The sequence below is a fragment of the Pseudovibrio sp. Ad26 genome (assembly GCF_001623285.1).
In the GTDB taxonomy this organism is placed as follows: domain Bacteria; phylum Pseudomonadota; class Alphaproteobacteria; order Rhizobiales; family Stappiaceae; genus Pseudovibrio; species Pseudovibrio ascidiaceicola.
Genome location: NZ_LMCE01000063.1, coordinates 1 through 20932, shown reverse-complemented (window position 1 = coordinate 20932; position 20932 = coordinate 1). Strand labels below are relative to the sequence as shown.

Below are 20932 nucleotides of genomic sequence, written 5' to 3'. Positions count from 1 at the left end.
AGAGGTGGGAGAACAGGTGCACAAGTCACTTTTTGCTGAAACTAAAACTACAACCTAAAATCTTGGTGGGAGTGCTGTTTCAGCAATTTTAAAGAGGAGGGAGATTGGCTAAAGACAATGCAGTAGGCAGCTCCCCTATTTCTTGCGGATATCTCATTTGCTTATTTATTTGCGACCAATCTAGTCATAGATTAATTGCACTAACTGTAATACCTCTCCACGGGACTATGTTTTTAGCGACTGCAGAGCAACCATGACTTGGCAACAGCGGCTTCAAAAACTAAGAAAACAGAATGATCTGACGGTCAAAGATTTAGCTCGACGTGCAAACGTTGGTTATGACAATCTTTATAAGATCGAAAAAGGTTTAATAGATAATCCGCGTGGTGATACTCTGGGTAAGTTGGCACTAGCACTCGGTGTCAACGAACAGTTTCTTCGTTTCGGAATTCACGGTGTTAATGATGTCGACTTTATAGAAGACACTGAGATTCTAAGTGAGATGGAAGGGCAAGTGAATCAGACTGATCTGGATTTAATCGATCAGGCGTGGACCCAGGCATTAGAAATCGAAGCACAGGTGTATGGCTCGGGTAGCAAAGGACCTATGAATTTCGTTTCCATGATGTTTGCTCGTATTTATCACGAGATGCTGAAACGAAATGAGCAATAAGACGCATTTACTTGCGGCCTTGCCGACACTTTGGCGCTGTTGTTAGAAATTCAAAGTCTTTTTCCAAACAACTTGTTATATCACGCTCTAAATTGAATATCGTGTCAATCTCTTGTCGACAATGTCGTTTCGAGTTCACTTCCTTCAGTTTAATCTTCTCAGTGAATGTGAGTGCTTCATAGTTATTGTTGGGGGAAATTACCTAATTTCTATCTGCCGATATGAAGTTATTCTCTCCAATTTTTGACCTAGTGAATTTGACTTAATAATTGTGCATACGTCATGAATGTGTCTTTTCGATCTCATGTATTATTTAATTAAGGTGTTGTATCTTAAAGGTTAAATTGCTTTTTTGTCGTGCCTCTGTTTTTCGACTTTTAATGTGCATTGCTCAGGTTATTTAAAACTTGAGTTTATTTACCTTTCCAGCTGTTGAAATCTACGATATGGATTTATTATCCAATTCAACTCTAATTTGTGCTCCTTTCCTGATTATGTGAAAGGCGCATAAGGATTGGACATAATCAGATTGTTCGTCTGAATTGGTATTTTTACATTTGCTTTTAGTTCTCTAGTTGAAAGAACTCTTATGCCCATCGACTTAAATCGCGCTAAACATTCAAACGAAGTAGATAGTCAACATTCGACTGCGCGGCATGATATTTTTGAGGATCTCTTGAAAACGGCGAGTAAGCATGCTGCGGATGGGACTCCTGAAGTTGATTTTTTGAACTTGCTGACTGCGGATATGTCTTTTGGTGAGCCTGAACTTGGTTCTATTGTTAAGCATAGAAGCACTGAAGAAGTCGGGTTTATTTGTGGTGAAACTACACTCATTTGCGGGCATCGTGCACTCAAGTTCAGACCTTTTGATAGCTCTCCAACGGAAAGTGTGACGTGTGATCCTGATGAGCTGATTGTGGTTGGAGATCCGGATCTGAGGGTTGGCTATCCGCAGCGTTGCAAGTACTGAAGCAACTTGCCATTCAGTGAAACTGGTTTCGACGCAAAAAACGCTCCATTTCTGGAGCGTTTTGTATTTTTTGATTTTATAGTCTGGGCTAGTTGCTTGACGCATCACTGAGTTCGAATTCAACTGGTTTGAGCACGTACTCATCAGGAATTTCTGTCAGCTTCACAACCTTACCGCCGTTTCCAGAGGAAAACTTCTCAGCACCTGCTTGTGTGCCAAATGGAATTGCCTCTGGTGCCCCCATGCCTCCGTTCTGTGTGCTTTCTATAACGAAGTATGCTGCATCGGCATCAACCCAGTTGTTGTTGCCTGGTTGCTCCCAGCTGACTGCATTGTCCATATCGTTCACGTAAATCGCAACGTAATCTTTGGACTCTTCAGGCAAACGTGTGAAGGCTACTGCATCGCGTACCTGCGAGAACCACAGCGGAAATGGGCTACCTGCCAAGTGAATCTGAGCTTTTGGTCCTTCGTGATCCAAGACAGTCATCTGGCAGTAGAAACCCGCAGCTTCGACATTGAGTTCCATGGCGACCGGTTTGATGACTTCTTCTTTCTCCTGACACGCTGCCAGAAGCAAAGTGACACCAACGACTGCAAATAGTTTCTTCATCATGGGGAAACCCTCTTAAGCAGCAGGATTGCACCAGACATTGCAGTACCTGCAAACACAAAGATGGATGCAAGAGCAACGACTGGCGGGAATGGAAGGCTTTCAGCGACACCTGCCATACCGCCGACCATGGCGTTGGCATCAAGTGCTGAAAGGTTGAACAAGCGAAAGGCATCCGCTGGATTTGCCAGCAGAGCGAATGGGAACACACTGGAAGCAAAGAAGCCTTCGCTATCAGCGACCAATGCTCCTAACAGTGCCAAATCGTAAAGCACAATCAGTACTAACCAAATTCCGATTGCCATTGCAGCTGCTGTTGTCACCTGGCGCACGAGTGCACTAACGATGTATCCAAGGGACAAGAATGCAAAGCCGAGGATGGCTGAGGTTGCGATCAGCCGCGCAAAGTCGATGAAACCACTGGTGTCACCGCCACCGGTGGCTGCCAGCATCAATGCGGTTGACCCGTAGCCGAGTGTGAGAGCCAGCATTAGAACGCAGATATGTCCGACAGCCTTGCCAATTAGGAACTCGCTTCGCGTCATTGGTGAAGAGAAGATCAGCAGCAAGGTCCCGCGTTCGATTTCACCTGCAACAGCATCAAAAGCGAGCAGCAGTGCGATCAGCGGAACAAGATAGACTGACAGGCTGGACAGAGAAGCTACAGTGATAGTCATGCGGCTTACATCAAGCGTGCCCGCAGGAGCTGAACCGAGCAAGGCCAGTGCCATGGAGAACGCGCTCAGGATCACAACAGAAAGCAAGATCCAGCGATTTCGTAAACCGATCCGGAATTCTTGGTGAGCTACAGTGAGGATACGTTGGAACATACCTTTATGCCTCCCCTGCACTATCTTCGAGATCTGCTTTTTCAGAGAAGTGCTTATACACATCATCCAGAGTTGGCAGATGGATATCGATGTCTTCGATCATTGCGCCAAGGCTGGTGACCGCAGCAATTCTTGCGATCTTGTCTTCGTGCGCGCACATGATTTCTACTGAGCGACAATTGACCGGAGTACCACCCAAGCGGTTTGCCAGTTGCTCTGCCGGCTCTTCTTTCGACTTCACCTTGAGGCGGATCGGTAATCTTGCTGCAGTCCGCAAATGGTCGAGCGTATCGTTTGCCACCAATTTACCTTTGGACATGATCAAGATGCGATCAGTACGTGCTTCCATTTCCGTTAAGGCATGAGACGACAGCAATACTGTTGCTCCATTTCCTGAGATCTCAGTCACCAGATCATAGAAATTCTGCCGAGAAATGGGGTCCAGGCCACTTGTTGGCTCATCAAGTAGGACAAGTTTCGGTGTCCCGATCAATGCTTGTGCCAGACCCAAGCGTTGACGCATGCCTTTTGAGTATGTCCCAACGCGGCGGCGTCCTGCTTCTGCAAGGCCGACCCGTTCGAGCAAACCAATGGCTTTCTTTGCATCTTCGCCTTTTAGTCGTGCGTAGTATTTGAGAACTTCGACACCTGTCAATGTTCTTTGAAAGGCAACAGATTCAGGCAGGAACGCAGTGGATGCACGTGCTTTGTCACTGCCGGGCTCTGCACCCAAAACTTCAATCCGTCCATCCGTTGGGGTTAGAAAACCAAGTGACATCTTAAAGAATGTCGTTTTTCCTGCCCCATTGTGTCCGAGGAGCGCAACCCTCTCTGCGCTTCCCAGTTCAAATGAAAGATCTTTTACAACATCCCGTCCATCGAAGGTCATGCGGACGTTTTCAGCTCGAAGAACTGTATTATTCATCTTCTTGCTCCTACCTTCGGCTTTGCTAACTCTGGTGCATGCATCAGTGGTTTTGTGTCCACGATTCCACCTGGCAAAAGCGCCGGGAACTGAGACTGCGTCCAACTGAGGAGTTGAACCGCAGGACTTCCGGTAAGCAGTTTTGCCGCGGGTTGCGTCCAGAGAATTTGATCGACCATGTCGTTTGGCCGGTAGGCGGTGTCGGCTACTCCGTCTCCGTTCATGTCAAAGGCTGAATGATCGCTCCAGAAGTTTCCACGACCTTCATAGGTCCACTCAAGGTGACGTGTGCCCACGTATTTGACCTGAGTTTTATTTCCGATGAAAGCATTGTTGGAAAACTTGTTTTTAGCGGAACCTGCCGTGAAATGAACTCCAATCTCACAACGCTCAAACGTGTTCCCGTCGACTTTGTTTTTATTGGCGTTGTACATAAACAAACATTTCTCAGGCGATGCTTTCACATGATTTCCGGTGATTACGGCATTGTTTGCATAGTTCAGCATCAAGCCGTGGTCGCGGTCCCCATCAGAGATGTTGTTTGTGATGGTGAGCTTGTCGGAAAACATAAGAGCGTAGCCAATGTGATTGTCTACTGAGACGTTGTTGGAGATAGTCCCTTTGTTGCCATACATATAATGCACAGCAAAGCGTGTGTTTTCGAAATAATTATTTCTCAGAGTATCGTTTGGACTGGTGTTTACGAAAATACCGTCACGGCCATATTTGATGGTGTTGAACTCCACGACAAGTCGTGGTGAGTTCCAGACATATATGCCGTTTCCGCGCTCGTTGGGGCGCAGATCGCGACGTCCTTCAATCAGGTTATCGGCAACGTAAGCATCATCTGGGCCGTGCGCATCCACACCCACCAGATTGTTGAGGAACTTATTGCCTGTAATTCGGGCACGATCTGCTTTTTTTGTCAGCTTCACGCCTGAATCGATTGTTTGGTTGGAAAGACCTGAACCGGTAATGACCAGTCCATCGACGACCACATCTGGTGCTTCGACAGTTATTACTGAGCCTTTGCCATTGCCTTTAAGCTCTGCGCCTGGCTCTCCTTTAAGCACCAAAGACCGATCAATGATGATCGGTCCCTGATGAATTCCAGCAGAAAGGCGCAAAACGTCTCCGTCCTGCGCCTTTTCTAAGGCGCGGGCTAAGGCATCAGGCTGTGCAGGAACAGGGATTTCAGCGGCGTGAGCAGAAACGCTCACGCCAATCAAAGCCGTCGCTCCCAGCAATGTTTGCCAGAACAACCTTGTCATGCCCGCTGCTCCCTTATGCGTCGCGAGGCTCAACGAACATACGGCCGCGCATTTCCATGTGCAGTGCGTGACAGAACCACTGGCAGTAGAACCAGTGAACACCTGGACGCTCAGCAATGAAGGTCACAGAAGCAGTTGCTTGAGGAGCAACTTCCATTGCTACACCGTAGTTGGAGATACAGAAGCCATGTGTCAGATCGTCAATGTCATCAATGTTGGTGACGTAAACGGTGACTTCATCGCCCTGCTTCACGGTGAATTTCTCAAGAGAGAAAGTCGGAGCTGCAGAGTGCATGTAAACGCGAACTTTGTTGCCATCGCGAATTACGTGTTCTGCTTCTTCCAGATCAACACCGTCTGCTTTTGCCTGTGCAACTGCATCAGCGAATGTTGGGTCGTTACGATCCCAAACAGATGCTGGGTTCACGAGAGAACGGTGAACGATGATGACGTCATGTGGCTCAGCGAATGTTGGGCCGTCATGAACGATCTTCATTTCGTCGCCAGAAATATCGATCAGCTGCTCGTTTTCAGGCTTCAAAGGACCAACGTTCAAGAAGCGGTCTTTGGAGAACTTGTTCAGGGAAACAAGCCACTTACCGTCCGCGTCCAGAGTTTCACCCATGGAAGTGTGGTTGTGGCCTGGTTGATAAGCGACATCAATCTTGGAATGGATTGGGTCGATATCTTCACCAGCGTACTGACGGATCGCTTTGTCGATGTCCCACTTCACCATCTGGCTGTCGAGGAACAGTGTGGTGTATGCGAAACCGCGGTTATCGAATGCTGTGTGGAGAGGGCCAAGACCCAGCTCAGGTTCTGCAACAACTGCGGAACGTGGATCTGCACCGTCAAACACTGCATCCAGCTTGTCCACGTCGATAACGGAAACTGTTGGAGACAGTTTACCAGCGATCATAACGTGTTTTTTGTCTGGGCAAGTGTTACAGCCGTGTGGGCTGTTCGGCACTGGAACGTATGCGGTGTACTTGGAGCCTTTACGGCCATCAAGAACAGGCACACCATTCAGCATTTCGTAGTCGCCGTTTTTGACGCCTTCTTCAATGCGCTTGATGTTGAAGACAACGCAGTGGTCCATTTCGGACGCAGTCATCTCGGCCAGATTGGTACCCATTTCTGAGTTGTAGCTGGTTGAGAATGCATATTTACCCTGATAGTCCGCATCGCAGTTATCAAGGTTACCGGATACAATCACCTGCCATGCCACTTCCATGGTATCGCCGTCAATCGCGGTAAAGATGCAGGTATATTCTTCCGGCTTATCAAGGATTTTACCATCGTTTACGAGTGGAGCTTCGTGCTCACCGTTTGCGAAGACATAACCTGTACGAGGCCATTTTTGAGGGCGTAGACCATGGATGTCGTGCGCGTTTGGCACTTCGATGATCTTGTCTGCTTTCATCACGTCAAGACGAATACGTGCAACACGAGTATTTGCTTTATCGTTCATGAACAGGTAGCGGCCGTCATATTTGCCGTCAGTGAAGGACATATGTGGGTGGTGAAGGTCACCGTTGTCATATGTGTCCATATTATGAGCTGCAAGGAACTCTTTGGTTTCTGGCAGCAGGTTTTCTGTCAGAATTTTTTTGGATTCGTTGGTCTGGCCCCAACCGGTTGCGGAACAACGGTTAAACACAGGAACGCGCATCAGTTCACGCATGGATGGGATGCCCAGAATGCGCAGCTCGCCTGCCTGTCCAGAAGACCAGAAGCCGTAGTATTCGTCCAGGTCGCCCGGAGCAACGTGGAAGTCGTTACCTTCAGCTGCCTGTGCAGCAGTGATGCCACCAGTAGCGCCAGCAACTGCCACTGCGCCCAGACCCGCAACAGCGGCTGTTTTAGCAGTACCACCGAGCAATGCGCGGCGTGACAGACCTGTCTCTTTTCTATCAGTCATGAAAGTCTCCCTTGATACTTTCTAGTAGATTTGGCCTAAGCCGGTTGTTTGACGGAAGTGCCCTTTTCCGTCTTTGAAATACCCGTCTGCGCTTCGAATTTCTTGCGCTTGGCAAGCTTCTTAATGCAGACCGGACATTTGTCGTCGCTCTGATACAGAACCTGACAGTGCAGGCAGTTCAGGCATTCGTTTGGATTGATGTTGCCCTCTGGGTGGATCGCTCCAACCATGCAGTCCTTCTCGCAACGTGCGCATGGATTGCCGCACTCTTTGTAGCGCTTCAGCCAGTCGAACATGCGTAGGCGTGCTGGAATGGCGAGCGCTGCACCAAGTGGACAGAGGTAACGGCAGTAGAACCGCTCGATAAACAAACCCGCGGTCAAGAGTGCCACGGCGAACAGGACAAACGGCCATCCGCGCTGGAACTTCAAAATGATTGCGGTCTTGAATGGTTCAACCTCTGCATAATGCTCAGCAACTGCCAAGGAGTAGAGTGACAAGCCAAACAGAGCGAGGAAGATCATGTACTTCACGGCCCAGAGGCGTTCATGCAAACCCCAAGGCAATGAGATTTGAGGAACTTTGAAGAACTTCGCGATCCGATTGGTTAGCTCCTGAAGTGCACCAAACGGGCAGAGCCAGCCGCAATATGCGCCACGACCCCAGAAGATGAGTGCTGCTGCAACAGCAAACCACAGCAGGAACACGAGTGGATCCATCAGGAACGCGGTCCAGCTGAATTCTGTCGTCAGCGCTGAGAAGAGCGCCAGAACGTTTACAACAGAGAGCTGCGCGTTTTCCATCCAGCCCAACCAGACCAAGACGAAGGTTAGGAAGCCAATACGGAACCAGAAGGTAAACTTCTCTGATTTGGCAACCTGCATCTGGAAGAAGAAAACGCCTGTCAGGATTGTAAGAGCAATGCCTAGTATTGCGATATCAACCTGACGGTCATTCCAAATGCGCTGCCAAAGCTCTACGCGGCCTTCTTCTGCAGGAGCGGCAACTGCGCCTTCTCCCTTTCCTGCATCTGCTGCGGCAACTGGTGCATCCTCTACCTTCTTCAGGTATTGCTGCGGCAACTGATAGCCCAGATCAAATGTCAGGAAGGTTTTCTCAATCGCACCAATTGTACGGTGTACGAGAAGCTGCAGCCGGAATGGTTTACTTGGATCGAAACCGGAGTCTGCAGGAATGGTGAACATGTCCAGTTCTTTAAACGTTGGCGCATCATCTGCAGCCACAACGCCGAGACGTTTGTGTTGACGGTCTCTGAAGCGGACTGAAATGTCATCCTGGATCAGCTGAATACGATCAAAGATGCCACCACGTACGTAGCCTGTGCCTTTGAAAGAATAACGACCACGACCGAGGACCACGATTGCGTGCTCACCTTCTTTCAGACGATTTTTCAGATTGGCATACTCTGCGTCTCCCAGGATCGTACGACCTACAGTTGGGACGTCAGCAAGCGCCATAAACATATCAACGTAAGAGTCGGTTTCTGGCCCCTTCTCTGGACGTTTGATGGCTTTAGGATTGCCCTGCTCTACAAATGCGGCGTTGACCTGGCCCACATCGAGCGTCAGACGACGGATAGAACCATCACCAGTCATTGTCATCCAGTCAGAAACCTCTGCTTTGTCTGGATCGACGACAAATTTTGGACCAGTGTCAGCAACAGCGCCTTTCAGGCCACCAAGTCCGAGGGTGCGCGCCACTTTCAGGCTTGCTCTCACGACGGAATCATCAATCACCATAATGGTGACGGTCGCGCCGGATATAATATCCAGCTCGTGAGCAGACCCGCCCTGCTCTGCTTCTTTCTTGATATCGAGACCAGCGTAATTCTCAGTGATCTTTTTGATCTCGCTATCAGGGATGCCGATCAGAACGATTGGTTCTGCGTGCTTTACCAATTGAACGCTTGTAAGCATGCCTTCAGGATTGATACCAACCAACGTATCAATAGGCTTGCCGGAATACCCTGTTGTGGAGACGAGATCGGTGGTCAGAAAGACCCAACCTAGAACGTCATCTCCAGCCATTGCTGGCAACACTGCGATGTCCTCGCGCAGCGCACCATACCTGTCGGCCTTAGGGAAGAACTTAGTGACCTCAACTTTTTTGGCAAAGTCGAGAACACGGTTTGAAGAGTCCGACGCAGCTATCGCGTAGTTCGACGCACTGAGAAAGAACGTAAAAATTAGAAGGAAGACAGTGCGCAACCTGAGAGCTCGCATTTCCGAGAAACCTTATCTCGCATGAAAAATATACATTAAGTAGGTGCGCTTATTCGGAGGTGAGTTCTTTGCGGCAGATCAAAAAGCCAACTCCACTAATCGATCAAAACGATCCTCTCCACAGTATTTAGATATTTCACAACTTTTGATTGATTTTGTGCTTATGTGCTCTGAAAAGTCGTCTATTTAACTTGCCTATATAATTGTTTTTGTTGATATTATTTGAAATAAGCGTTGATGTCAGCAAGACACGCGAGCTCTTACCTTGACGTGAAAATACGTAGCGCGACGGTGTTTAGGTTGTAGTTCTACTGAGAAATCGAGACAATTTGCCCTAGTACGTAAATCGGATTGCTCGTCAGTTTAGATGAGGACGACGCGTTGGCGGGTGTTTCTGTGCTCACTGATACTTGATTGAATTTAGGCGAGGTCGATTGCCACTATCTTGAAGGGGAAGGTATTTGAAGCGTGTTGCTTTCAGAAGGTTCCGGAGTGCGATTGCGGCTCCGTGTGGAAAATCGAAAAAACCGCTTGCGCTAAGCCCCTGCAATCCTTAGAAGACCCCTCACAGGCAGCGACCTAACGGTCCCGCCCAAGAGCCCGTAGCTCAGCTGGTAGAGCAACTGACTTTTAATCAGTAGGTCCACGGTTCGAACCCGTGCGGGCTCACCATTTAACCTCATGGTATATAAAGAGGTTTAGCAAAGCTCCTTCCCGGGAGCTTTTTGCATTTGGGCCTCGTGTCAGCACTATGTCAACGAATGAGAGTGTTTCAGAAGCCGATTTTGCTCTCACAATGCCCTCAACATCTTCTCTAATTTAGCTCTGGAAAAGCTGTGAATGTCGTCATAGTTGTCAGCAGACGAGCAAGTCACTTGGGTTGACAGATTGCAGAATTGAAAACGAGCTGTCATAAGTCGTCAGAGCCTCAAGGCAAGCTTACCAAGCCGAGCACCTGTCAAGCCTAGATATCGTTAGATTAAACCCCATTTTTGTCGCCTTCTTGTAATCAGGGGGTCGCGGGTTCGATCCCTTCTGCCGGCACCACTCTTCTCCTTGATTTATCAAGGGAATTTCAAAGCCTCCTCCGGGAGGCTTTTTGCTTTTCTGGCTTTTGTCAGCATATTGTAAGCAAAAGGGCATTTTTGTAAGCAGGATTTCGCCCCTCCTACCCCCTCCAAAATCCCTTTCAACTTAATACTGGAAAAGCTGTGAATGCCGTCACTAGCTGTCAGAAGCAAGTCATTCTGAGAGTTTTGGAGAGGCAAGAGTTGGCAAGCAGTTGTCAGTAGCCGTCAAACTCAACACCATCCTTATTTATGATCGCAAATCTTACTTTGCGAGATATTCAATCAGGATATGAAAGGCACAACCTCGACATTTTCAAACCTCGCAAGAAGCCGGGCCGATCAAAACATATCAGCCTGAGTTCAGAGACGTTTGATATTAGATGGAGTTGCAAGCTTCAACTCCAGTTCTATTTGGCGCCAACGATCCGATCTGACAGGTAAAACATGCCCGATTTCGACCCTGACCAATTTCATACTCCACCCAAAGTAACACCTCTGAACTTGGACTGCATAAGCTTGAATGGTGGCGGTTGGGCTCCATCACAGTTTGAAGGAAAAACGCAGGAAGGCTACAATATCTACTGCAGGTACCGGGGTGGCTGTCTGTGGGTTGAGATAAGCAATGAACCAGGTGGAGACCCACTAAACAATGGATACCAAATCCTTGTAGCAGGATTGGGACCAAAACTTCACGGCGCGATGTCACTGGGTCAACTATGCTCCATTGCAGGAATAACCATAAATGGCATGCAACCACCAATGCCAAGCCTTCCTGAAATGCGTAAGAACGGCTGGTTGGACTTAAGCGGCGCCTCAAGTTTTTATGATTTCTATATGGAATGCACGGTAGAAACTGCAAAACATGCAGCTACCATTGCGCACAACATTTTAGAAGAAGCATACTTCGTTGAGACTATCAGAAATAATGATCATCAAATAGTTGGGGCTGTTTTACGAAATACAGCCGCTGAGTTTGAAACTAGTGATCCCACAATCATATTTGGTGTCAAACCATCCGCATCCAAGCTTGCGAAAGTTTCCCAAAATGTCTGGCTTGAAGATCTATATTCTAACTCACTTGTAGTAGACTTATCTTGCATAGGATTTCAGTACCCACCACCAACGTTCGCAAGATCCCATTACATAGACAAGCGGCTTGAGAATGTAGGTCGAAGCATCAAAATCGCTGGCTATGACAATGAATGCCTACATCAGACACTTTGGTTGAGAGCTACCTTCCCTGCAGACGACGTCGATAAACGAAGTACTCTACAACAAATTACTGACAAACTGGTCGCATTAAGACCAGAGATTAAAATTCAGGCCACCGATCTAGAGACAGGGGAAAAATTGCCAAGTTTTGATAAAACTGAACGGGTAGATCCCAAAATCGTGGAGTGGGCCTTGTCAGATGTAGAAAACTGGCTGCGCGTTCGTGTCGAGAGCGTCAATGAGCAAAACATAATTGTGGGTTATCGACCAAGCATCTGACACAAAAAGACCTGAGAAGCACTCCGCTTCTCAGGCCAGATATCATTCCATCAGAGGCGCTTGGCCCCTTCATTCCGCTTATTTGGAAGCAGGCGCTTCCGGGGCGCAGATCTCTACAAACTCAGAGATTGCGTTTGCGCTGGTTTCGACATTTTCGACTTGATTGCGCACAGTATCAAACAGTGTCAGCAGCGCTTCATATTCCTGTGTGTGCTCCATGCGCTCACTCAGAATCACACTCATAGAATAAACTAGATTTTTGAGGTGGTTGGCTGTGAGGTGGAGCTGATCCACTTCGTTGCGAAGGGACGTATGGGCACATTTCTCTTTACCAGTATCAGTCATCTAAAAACCCTCGTAAGTAGTTAGAACACCACTCAACAGAAGGCTTCTGATGGCCCACTGGCGAGCGGGAGGTTCAGAACCTGTACGAGGCAGGCGGGTTTATTCCCCCGCAAAGGGTATTGTATTCACCGCCCTCCCGCCCATAAGCGAGAGTTTGCGTTTGGAGAACCAACTCCAGACACAAAAAAGCCGCGAATTAACGGTTGCGGTGACCGCTCGTAAATGAGGTTCTGACGCCTCAAGATGACCATGCGATGTATGAGACAAGGTGTCAATGCAGGGAAACTGAATTCCTCCACAAACCCATAGGATTAACTGGGCCAAACTAGACGATGTAAAGGGAGAACAACAACAAGAACCTCAACACCAAGCCCTCGCGAAAACCACATAACCGCTTGCGCCGTGGCCTCGAACTACCCGTAGGCAAGGAAAAGCCCAGGAAGGACCCATGATATTTTGAAGGGGAAACGCCTAAATCACACCCAAATAAATCAACCGCTTTGAACCCGTCGCCTTCTTCTGCACCTGAATACGCTTTTGCCTCAGCAGTGGAGCCGCTCGATCTACCGCACTGCCAAAAGCATTTACCTTTGCTGGCCAGAAGCGTGAAACTCTGATCTGGTCACTCGCAGTCATATTGAGTTCTGCCAGCAGCTCAGTTGCCGTCCCCACCCAGCTCTCACCACTTAGCCGAACCATGAGAAACTCATGGAGAGCCACCGCAACCGGATCACCTTCAAACACAGCCTCCGCCGTGCCGCGCCGGTTACTCTCATAAGCTTCCAGAAACTCGCCCTCTTCCCAGCCAAGACCAGAAGACGCAGCCACCATCAACCGTGCAAAATCCGCCATACGTGGATGGCGTTCCAGATGCACACTCTCAATGTTGCGGATAGCTGTACTCAACGCATCCAGCAAAGCGCCAAGCATACGCGGTTTGAGCTGCTCCCATTCTTGCCAGAACACCTCTTCCGGCTGACGACCCACCTCATCAATACGCTTGAGGCGAACAGAAAGCGCCCGCTCTGCCAGATCAGCCCGCTCAGTCAGCGCAGGAATGCCATTAAGCAGCACAGGCCGCGCCCCTTGAAACCAATAGGCATCACCATCTGTATGTAGCTTGCGAGAGATAAATCCACTCCCCGTCGCCATCCGGCAAATAGCATCAGACAACCAGCCTTCCATTTTCGAGACATTATCGAAATTAAGCACATGCCCGTTTTGCGCCATCACCATAAGGTCGTGCTCATCCTTGGGAAGTGAGGATGCAGAAACCGCACAGGGATCTGTAATCGACCGCAACAGACGCGCCATAGTACTCTTGCCGCTGCCTTGCTCTCCACCAAGTGCAAGAACTGGATAGCTACGGCTACGCCCCCACAACGACGCCACCATCCACCCAAGAATAAGCTTGCAGTCCTCTTCCTCCGCATTGATAAGATGGTGCATCTCCTCAATCCCATGCCCTTTTTCAGGTAAAGGTAAGGGAGACATAGTCTGCTTGCGGATGAACTTGACGGGAGGATTGCTGATCACCTCCCAACCGTCACGGGTGATACGGATTGCTCTCCAGCTCTCATCTGCCAGATCGAGCCAGCTTTCCCCATCCTGCCAGCCAGTACGCATAAAGGGCGCATGGCAAGCGCCCTGCTCCAACGCCCGTACCTCAAATACCCGCAAGGCATCACCTAAGTTCTGCGTTGAAGGTGCAAGCCCGGTCTTTTCATAATATCGCCCCACCAGCCAACGCTTGAAATTTTGGCTCTCAACCGGCCAATGTTCATTGTGACCATTCACCAGCACAGTGGCAAAGGCATCCTTTTGCGGAGAATGCCAAAGCTCCAGATCCTGCGCGACCGAAAGCAAACTCACACCACGTGCACGCGGCTTAGCTTCGGGTTCTGACTCGTCCTCTACCTGAGAAGACAATACGAAGGCTTCAGCTTGTTCTGATGACCACCCATCAGCTAAGGCGTCAGCAGCATCCCAACCTTTGGAAACATCACCCGGCGGCACAAGAACCGTTACAGATGCAGCCCCAACTTTCTCAAGGCAACCGGCAACATCATCCGCATATTTCTTCCCAGCCGCATCCGCATCAGGCCAGATAAAAACATCACGCCCTTTAAGCACAGACCAATCTGCTTTCTTAGCTGCGTTGGAGCCACCGGGAGAGCTGATACAAACATGTTTCAGTAACAACTGCCTTGTAGCATCTGCTGCTTTCTCGCCTTCAACAATAACAACGAACGCATCTGGAGCTTTTGCCAGAAGCTCCAAGCCATATAGCGGCCTCGGCTGCCGCCACGTCTCCCATCGCCATTTCAACCGCTCTCCAACTTGGAACAAACACAGCGGACGGTAGCTCTTGCCCTCCCCTTCGATATCAAAACGGCAGACATAACCGAGCATCTCACTATTCGCATCTCGGTATGTCCATCGATGCGACGGCACCCCTAACTTAGGATGAAAAGCAGGTGGCTCCGGTGCCTCATCTGGCACCGGTATCACAATCGCTTTTTGTGGCTGCGTTCGATTGGATTTGGTTGCTTGGCCTATTTTGATTGGCGCAAACGGATCACTCATAAGCATCCACTCCAATCTTATCCGCCAGATTGCATGCAGCTTGCTTTTGCGAGAGCGAAAACAAATAGGCCCCAAGGCTGATAAAATCCCGCCCGCCTTCACCGGTGGCAAAGTCGCACCACAAGCCCGAAGCTACATTGACCTTGAAGGAACCAGCCCGCCGATCCACTCGGCGCGGGTTCTTCACGGTATACTCGCAGCCACAAAGCCGCCCACCTGGGAGCCACTGCCTGCAGATCGTATCACCATGCAATAAAGCAGCTCTGGCTATGCGCTGGAAATCAATGCGGGGATTGTGTCGCCGTCTCATGACCTCGCCCCCACTTCACTCGTGGAGCTGGTCAAATGAGATTCAATCCATACCTGTATGTCAGAAGGCCGATAGCGTACCGCCTTACCCAGCTTCACATATTTCGGCCCACCACCACGCACCCGCCACGCCTGTATGGTCCTTATAGAAATTCCAAGATAATCCGCCGCTGCCGCCTCTGTAATCAAAGCGTTCTCAACGCTGTTAAGTTCCGTCCTCATAACCATCATCTCCGCTCATTTGCGATGAGGAAATGCTGATTGGATTCCACCCGCAAAAATAGGCGACACGATTAATCAGTGCGGGTGTTTTAATTTATGTCTTTGATTATTTTGAGGGAATACGGCCTGCTTGTTTAAACGACTGCGGCGCATAATCACCCCACAGGCGATCAAACTGACGCCCACTTACTCCCGGAAAACGCTGCAATACTTCCTTTCTTACATGCGCCTTCTTTGCCCGTGGCTGGTCTTCGAGTGTCTCCAGAAAACGGATAACTTCAGCCTCAACAAAACGGGCTTTATTATCAGATTTTGAGCCGCGTTTTGTCTTACTGCTTTGAGCTACAAATACCGTCAAATCTTCGGCCAGCACCTGCCGCTGATCACCATCAATACGCAAGAGTTCATTTCTCCGCCATGAGACATACGAAAGCTCCGAGTGCCAATAAGAGGCAGGAACCACATGGGCACCCGCTAAGGCTCTGTCACGGCCTTTCACGATAAGCTCACCACGCTGTAGCGCAGATATCAGACTCAAATACGTTTCAAATATCAGCTGAGTTGCAAGCTTTTCCTCAGCTCTCCTGGGAACCTTGCCGCTCTCAAGGATTTCCATCAACCCATGATCATCCAGCCACTCGGGAAGAACTGTTTTCTTGTGGTGTGGTGTTGAGTTAAAGTTCGAAAGTCAGCAGTTACAGACCAACAATTAGGTGTGAGATCGGGAAAATAAGAGCAGATGCCCTCGAGTGTCCAATCGTAAACTGATGCAATCTCGCTCGCGCGATAGATTGCATCACTCACCTCATCTCGATCAAACAGTAATCTGCCGAAAGCATCTTTGAAGAAAAGTCCTTCGACGAGTGCCAAATCACACTTTACAATATCCCCCATCAGATCCTCTAACCCAACAATCACGGACACCACTGTAGACTAGCGCGTATTGGGGAGTGACATTGCTGAAAAAAATTGCTTAGTAACGATTAGAACGAAAGGAATACTGCTCTCGAAAAGCAGAGCCAAAAGCCGACTTTCAGCTAGTTCGATCATAAGTTAAGACGCGCTTACCCAGAGCCTTCTGCAGTAGCTCTTATTGCGATATGCAATCACTCAGTGACCAACAGCGGACATTAGGCTGCTCATGGCGAAATCAAAGCTACTGTGAAACGTCAACCTAAAGCGGAATTTACTCAGGCCTTAGCTTGGGCCAGGGACAGACATTCAAGTTTCTCTATCGGGAATTGATACGCTCGACTGGAAGAAGTTGCTACTCGCTAGCAGAAACACTCTGTACTCATTCGACGACGGGCACTCAAATTAGATGGTACTTTCTGGAATGCCTATTTGAGAAGTGACTTGCGATAGCCGTCAGGTGTTTTCCCGATCATCCGCCCGAACATGGCGATGAAGGATGAGGCGCTACCATAGCCCAGTTGATCAGCGATGCTTTGCACGGGATCTCCAGCTTCCAGCATTGGCATCGCCTTGAGTACGCGCAACCTTTGCTTCCATTCTGCAAAGGGGATCCCGAGATCACTCTTGCACCTACGGATCAGCGTGCGCTCCGATGTATCATGGAGCCGGGCAAGTTCCGCTAATGACCGATTGTCATGCGGATTATCTTGTAGATGCTGAAGCACCTGCCCTAGTATGGGGTCTGTCGTCGAGGGCAGAAAAGAACCGACCTGCTGTCCTTCTGCGAATTGATCAACCACGACTTGCAGAAACCGAAGATGCGTAGGATTGGACGGGCACGTACCTTCCTTCTCTCTCAGATGCTCCAGCATGGTACGAAGCATCGGGTTAACCTCGAGAGCTGTGGTCCGCTGGGGGAGAGGTCCGCAGAGATCAAGGGAAACATAAAGAGAGCAATGCACAGCAGCCTGCCTGTTCAATCCCTGATGTTCCACGTCTGGTGGCAACCATACGGCATATTGTGGCGGAGCAAGGAAGTGGCCATCCCTGAGGTTGATTTCCATTACACCACTATAGGAATAAACCAGTTCACCCCATGGGTGGCTATGACGTGGGTAAATCGCATTCTTTGGCATCTGCGCCGACCGGAAATAAAGCGGCTGTGGCAAGTGTTCACGAAACGGAACCTCATGTATGCGAGAGACTTCTCCGGATCTGTTTGTCAGATTTTCTACAGCAACTGTCATTTAATCTATATATACTGACCAAATGACAAAAGCTATTGTCCTTGAACACAACAAGGAGAATGGTTTTGGATCAACGCAAGCCACTTGATATCACAGCTATCGGCTTGATGGTCGTTATTTGCACAATCTGGGCCATGCAACAAATTGGCCTCAAGGCGACTGAATCTTATGCTTCTTCTGTGTTTCAGATCGGCATTCGCTCAGGGCTAGCTGCCGCTTGTGTATATACTCTGACCGCGTTTCGGCAAAAGCGCCCCCTCTTATCGGGACGAACTGCATTGCTCGGAGGACTGGCGGGACTTCTTTTCGCCCTTGAGTTCCTCCTTATAGGGAAAGCACTTGAATATAGCACTGCATCTCACGTGGTTGTTTTCCTTTACACAGCTCCAGTGTTCGCCGCTTTGGGCCTTCATCTGAAACTCACAACCGAGCGTCTTTCCGCCCTTCAATGGGGCGGTATTCTGGTGGCCGTCATTGGCATTGCTTATGCCTTCCTCACTCCGGGCCCCGATCAATCTGGCACACCAGCTGCTGCCTCGATGCTTTTAGGGGATACATTGGCTCTATTGGCCGCAGTTCTTTGGGGAGCGACAACCGTTCTAATCCGGACGACCCGCCTCAGTGAGTTGTCCGCCACCCATGTTCTGTTCTATCAACTTGCGATCACCGCAGTCGTTCTGATTATGATCGCTGCGCTTACCGGACAGGCTGGGATCATCCCGTCAGCGCCACTTTTCTGGAACCTTGCTTTCCAGAGCGTGATTGTTGCATTCGCAAGTTTCTTGTGTTGGTTCTGGATGCTGACGCGCTACAAGGCCTCGCAGTTGGGTGTCTTTTCCTTCCTGACCCCTCTGATCGGGGTCATACTGGGCTATTTTCTCTTGGGAGATGCTCTGACGACAGGGTTTTTGACCGGAGCCGTGGGTGTACTGATTGGCATTATTATTGTCAGTGCCAGCCCTTGGATCGAGCGAATCCTTCACACTAACCATACCCCCAAAAAGGATCAGGAAATCACCACATGAAAGCCCATATCATTGTGGTTTATCTCAAGCCCCGTTCACAGCTGCTGCGTAGGCAACCCTGTTGAGAGCAAAGCACTAATGAAGGTCGGCTAAGGAGCCGGAAAAACAAACAAGCAATCTCACTAAAGCATCCATGGCATCTTTCAAGAGAGCTGTTCAATCCTTGATTGAAGTGTTTGAAGGGTCGTGATTGGCCCGAACTTTTTGACATTCCCGACACGTAGCAGCTGACTATTTTCCGACATTCTCCTCAGTACAGGGCCTCGCCGGTTTTATGTTCTTGCTATTTCTGGTTGTGCGCGTCCCGCGAGTTAATGCACAGTGCAAAAGAAGGCCCAATAGCAGCAGAGCGATAATCATGGGTATTGGTAGAACTGGCATCAGGCGAGGTCCTTTTCCTTACTTAATAGGACCTAAATCCAGATCTGCGTGACCTTAAACCTGATTCAGGTCGAATAAAATCCTGTCAGCGTTTGAATGAAGGTGTCAACATTCAAACCACTTCACCGATAGGCACTCCATGAAAACTACTGTCCTTGCCCTCGCTTCGATCCTCTCTGCTGACACTGAAATCGCAGCACACGATGTCGGCCTCGACGAGCTGACTATAGCGGTTCCCCATCATGACCAAGATATGCAAATGGCTGTCATATTCCCTGCCGTGGGTCAGCACCAGACCATGTTTGCTGAAAATGCGATATTTTATGGAACATCTGTGTTCAAAGATGCCGAACCGGTACCGGGACGCCATCCGGTCGTTCTTCTCTCTCATGGCTGGGGTGGCAATTACGCTCGGATGGCGTGGCTCAGCGCGGGGTTGGCTTCCAAAGGGGCAATCGTTGTGGCAGTAAACCATCCAAGCAGTACAACTTTTGATTTGGACTTCGACACCGCATTCAATCATTGGACCCGCGCCGAAGAAATGTCCGCTGCATTGGACTATGTTTTACAAGATCCGATTTTCGCACCCATCATCGACGAAACACGGATCTATGCCACAGGCTTATCCTACGGGGGATGGACTGCCCTTTCACTTGCAGGCGTACAAGGCAATCGGGACGGGTTTTTCGACTATTGCAAAGCTGCGGGTGCAGGGTCACAGTTTTGCGCTGAACTGACAGCTGAAGGCGTCGACATCACGGCAATTGATCAAGACAGGTATGAGGCATCCTACAGGGATCCACGTATCAGTGGCGTCGCGGCTATTGATCCTGGTCTAACTTGGGATCTTGCGCCGCAGGATGTGCAGGATGTAAAGGTTCCGCTTCTTCTTATAGGGTTGGGCGAAGGAGCCTATAGGCTCAATGCGACAGACACGAGCGCTATGGGCAGCAATTTTGAGGCTTTGGTGCCGCAAGCTTCTGTTAAGACTATCGCACCCGCTACGCATTTTACAGCACTTGGACTGTGTAAGCCCGCAGGTGAAGCTCTTCTGATCGAAGAACAAGACGATCCTGTCTGCACCGACCCGGTGGGGACGGATCGAACTCAAGTGCTTAACACCATTATCGACGCCTTGGCGGATCACTTTGAATTAAACTGAGGCACTCCATGGGGCATCTGGCGTGGGGGTACAGATGTCCTTGCTATCTTTCAATGCAGCACACTGATCCTACTGAATTGGCGTAGCATTACCGACTTGATTCAACGTTCCATGCCCAACGCCAAGCTGAGACATCCGATATTGGTGCAAACCGCGGCAATTGGTAAAGAGGGCTCAACGACCAGTGACATATCCAGCAAAAGTGAGCACATAGGTCCAACCGAAAAGCATTCATGAAAACGCCAGCAGTAACTTCTAAAAGAATTGCCTCAACCTCAGAAAGAAACGCTCGAATGTCTGTTGTTGGCTCGAGACACCTCGTAGTAGCCATGCTCATTTCCAATTTTCGGCACCGTAGCAATGCCTACTTTGTCTGCAGAACAGTTGTTCAAGCGCGCTACATAGAGAGTTCACTATGGGATCAATAGGCGCTTATCAAATTTGAGGCTTCATTACTCTGGCACAAGTCTGGACTATTTTACACGTATCCTGAATATGCCTCATTTAATCAAATGCAAGCATTTTGGAGATGTCTTAAGTCTTCAGAAACTGTCATGTTCACCAAGTTACCTATTCTCTGCGTTATGTGCCAGTATAGATTCTGATAATTTGCTGAGCACTCTACCAACAACTCTTGCTTGATTATGTTGTTACCACGTTTCCTTATCTACGTGGCGTAGTTATCCGATTGTAACCATCTAAAAACAGAACGCACCGTGAAATGTTATTA

The 20932-nt window shown here is 49.2% G+C and carries 18 protein-coding genes and 1 tRNA gene; 6 read left to right on the top strand and 13 right to left on the bottom strand.

Going from position 1 to position 20932, the window contains the following annotated elements; all coding sequences use genetic code 11:
• Window positions 1-253 precede the first annotated feature (253 nt).
• Together PsAD26_RS15490 and PsAD26_RS15485 are read left to right on the top strand one after the other, a co-directional pair.
• Complete coding sequence (locus PsAD26_RS15490) at window positions 254-673, top strand: helix-turn-helix transcriptional regulator (RefSeq protein WP_063311175.1); 420 nt, start codon at window positions 254-256, stop codon at window positions 671-673.
• Between the two features lie 676 nt (window positions 674-1349).
• Window positions 1350-1646 carry a hypothetical protein gene (locus PsAD26_RS15485; protein ID WP_153041511.1) on the top strand — a complete coding sequence of 99 codons (297 nt, stop codon included), beginning with the start codon at window positions 1350-1352 and terminating at the stop codon, window positions 1644-1646.
• An 88-nt stretch (window positions 1647-1734) separates the two neighbouring features.
• Here the strand turns inward: PsAD26_RS15485 and PsAD26_RS15480 are convergent, their stop codons facing one another.
• The 6 genes from PsAD26_RS15480 to PsAD26_RS15455 are packed head-to-tail and all read right to left on the bottom strand — an operon-like array spanning window position 1735 to window position 9449.
• Window positions 1735-2262, bottom strand: a complete 528-nt coding sequence (locus tag PsAD26_RS15480) for a nitrous oxide reductase accessory protein NosL (RefSeq protein ID WP_063311173.1) — start codon at window positions 2260-2262, stop codon at window positions 1735-1737.
• Entirely contained in the window at window positions 2259-3089 is an 831-nt protein-coding gene (locus tag PsAD26_RS15475; RefSeq protein ID WP_063311172.1) for an ABC transporter permease subunit, read from the bottom strand. Before PsAD26_RS15475 ends, PsAD26_RS15480 begins: the two co-directional genes overlap by 4 nt.
• 4 nt (window positions 3090-3093) lie before the next feature.
• Window positions 3094-4014: an ABC transporter ATP-binding protein gene (locus tag PsAD26_RS15470; RefSeq protein ID WP_063311171.1), complete on the bottom strand. Its 921-nt coding sequence runs from the start codon at window positions 4012-4014 to the stop codon at window positions 3094-3096.
• The gene (locus tag PsAD26_RS15465; protein ID WP_063311170.1) at window positions 4011-5285 is read right to left on the bottom strand and encodes a nitrous oxide reductase family maturation protein NosD; all 1275 of its coding nucleotides are present in this window, start codon (window positions 5283-5285) and stop codon (window positions 4011-4013) included. The genes PsAD26_RS15470 and PsAD26_RS15465 overlap by 4 nt, the downstream gene beginning before the upstream one ends.
• A gap of 13 nt (window positions 5286-5298) precedes the next feature.
• Window positions 5299-7206 carry a TAT-dependent nitrous-oxide reductase gene (gene nosZ, locus PsAD26_RS15460; protein WP_057463908.1) on the bottom strand — a complete coding sequence of 636 codons (1908 nt, stop codon included), beginning with the start codon at window positions 7204-7206 and terminating at the stop codon, window positions 5299-5301.
• 35 nt (window positions 7207-7241) lie between these two features.
• Window positions 7242-9449: a NosR/NirI family protein gene (locus tag PsAD26_RS15455; protein WP_063311169.1), complete on the bottom strand. Its 2208-nt coding sequence runs from the start codon at window positions 9447-9449 to the stop codon at window positions 7242-7244.
• A gap of 596 nt (window positions 9450-10045) precedes the next feature.
• On the opposite strand from PsAD26_RS15455, the gene PsAD26_RS15450 reads away from it, so the two are divergent.
• Together PsAD26_RS15450 and PsAD26_RS15445 are read left to right on the top strand one after the other, a co-directional pair.
• Window positions 10046-10121 (top strand) — tRNA-Lys (locus PsAD26_RS15450).
• 842 nt (window positions 10122-10963) lie between these two features.
• Complete coding sequence (locus PsAD26_RS15445; protein ID WP_063311168.1) at window positions 10964-12010, top strand: hypothetical protein; 1047 nt, start codon at window positions 10964-10966, stop codon at window positions 12008-12010.
• Between the two features lie 78 nt (window positions 12011-12088).
• Here PsAD26_RS15445 and PsAD26_RS15440 read toward each other — a convergent pair whose 3' ends face one another.
• The 7 genes from PsAD26_RS15440 to PsAD26_RS15410 form a co-directional block, all read right to left on the bottom strand.
• Window positions 12089-12355: a hypothetical protein gene (locus PsAD26_RS15440; RefSeq protein ID WP_063311167.1), complete on the bottom strand. Its 267-nt coding sequence runs from the start codon at window positions 12353-12355 to the stop codon at window positions 12089-12091.
• A gap of 471 nt (window positions 12356-12826) precedes the next feature.
• Complete coding sequence (locus PsAD26_RS15435) at window positions 12827-14941, bottom strand: DUF6371 domain-containing protein (RefSeq protein WP_063311166.1); 2115 nt, start codon at window positions 14939-14941, stop codon at window positions 12827-12829.
• Entirely contained in the window at window positions 14934-15251 is a 318-nt protein-coding gene (locus PsAD26_RS15430; RefSeq protein WP_063311165.1) for a hypothetical protein, read from the bottom strand. The genes PsAD26_RS15435 and PsAD26_RS15430 overlap by 8 nt, the downstream gene beginning before the upstream one ends.
• Window positions 15248-15472 (bottom strand): helix-turn-helix domain-containing protein, encoded by a 225-nt coding sequence (locus tag PsAD26_RS15425; protein ID WP_193757811.1) that lies wholly within the window; start codon window positions 15470-15472, stop codon window positions 15248-15250. The genes PsAD26_RS15430 and PsAD26_RS15425 overlap by 4 nt, the downstream gene beginning before the upstream one ends.
• A gap of 106 nt (window positions 15473-15578) precedes the next feature.
• Window positions 15579-16088, bottom strand: coding sequence for a hypothetical protein (locus PsAD26_RS15420; RefSeq protein ID WP_063311164.1), 510 nt, complete (start codon window positions 16086-16088; stop codon window positions 15579-15581).
• Window positions 16088-16366 carry a hypothetical protein gene (locus PsAD26_RS15415; RefSeq protein ID WP_063311163.1) on the bottom strand — a complete coding sequence of 93 codons (279 nt, stop codon included), beginning with the start codon at window positions 16364-16366 and terminating at the stop codon, window positions 16088-16090. Before PsAD26_RS15415 ends, PsAD26_RS15420 begins: the two co-directional genes overlap by 1 nt.
• 446 nt (window positions 16367-16812) lie before the next feature.
• On the bottom strand, window positions 16813-17634 hold the full coding sequence (locus tag PsAD26_RS15410) for a helix-turn-helix transcriptional regulator (RefSeq protein WP_084403693.1): 822 nt from the start codon (window positions 17632-17634) through the stop codon (window positions 16813-16815).
• Window positions 17635-17699: 65 nt separating this feature from the next.
• On the opposite strand from PsAD26_RS15410, the gene PsAD26_RS15405 reads away from it, so the two are divergent.
• On the top strand, window positions 17700-18659 hold the full coding sequence (locus tag PsAD26_RS15405) for a DMT family transporter (protein WP_063311302.1): 960 nt from the start codon (window positions 17700-17702) through the stop codon (window positions 18657-18659).
• A 520-nt stretch (window positions 18660-19179) separates the two neighbouring features.
• On the top strand, window positions 19180-20202 hold the full coding sequence (locus tag PsAD26_RS15400) for a prolyl oligopeptidase family serine peptidase (protein WP_063311162.1): 1023 nt from the start codon (window positions 19180-19182) through the stop codon (window positions 20200-20202).
• The last annotated feature ends 730 nt before the right edge of the window (window positions 20203-20932 follow it).